The organism is Bradyrhizobium sp. Kon37, from assembly GCF_055807535.1.
In genome coordinates this window covers 1-575 of the sequence record NZ_JBVVOY010000107.1, presented here as the reverse complement: position 1 = coordinate 575, position 575 = coordinate 1, and the positions used below count along the sequence as shown (strand labels likewise).

2 protein-coding genes are annotated in these 575 nt (G+C 45.4%); both read right to left on the bottom strand.

Going from position 1 to position 575, the window contains the following annotated elements; all coding sequences use genetic code 11:
- Positions 1-97 precede the first annotated feature (97 nt).
- Positions 98-286, bottom strand: a complete 189-nt coding sequence (locus AC0L3J_RS37295) for a Com family DNA-binding transcriptional regulator (protein ID WP_001300256.1) — start codon at positions 284-286, stop codon at positions 98-100.
- Between the two features lie 94 nt (positions 287-380).
- On the bottom strand, positions 381-575 hold a 195-nt coding region (locus AC0L3J_RS37290; RefSeq protein ID WP_473350419.1), incomplete at its 5' end, for a helix-turn-helix domain-containing protein.

Here is a 575-nt window from a genome sequence, read left to right as displayed (position 1 = left end):
ATAGTGCTTTGTCTGAATAATTGTGCGGGCCAGCCAGCAGGATATGGTTTCAACGCGCAGCTCCTTTGAACCATAGCCAACAATCTGGCCTTCATACTCAATAACGCACGGTTTCGTCAGAATGCGTGATTTTTTCTCTTTTCCCACAATGTTTCTCCGTGGGATGCTCGCAGGCATTCAGCATTATGATGTGACGTTTGCAACGCGGACACCTGATTTCAATGTGATCAAAGGAATCCGCCTTAAATAACAGTTTGTTGCAGTTTTTACAGCGAATTGATTTCATCTCACCTCCTTTGCATCAATTCGCCACTATCTTAAAAAACATCATGGGTTGAGTGTGGTTATTGGGGCATAATCGATCTGTATTACCGATCGATTTAATTGATTCGATCGTCGTTTTCTATATGCGCTCGTTTCGCGGGGTGTTTTTTATACAGAGTTGACAGGGCCACATCGTAGATCAATGCAACCTGCTTGCGGGGGATTCCTTGTGCTAATAAACGCCCGGCCTGCTCCCATTCCGCTTTGGTTAGTTTAGGTGGTCGCCCACCAATACGGCCTTTATTTCTGGC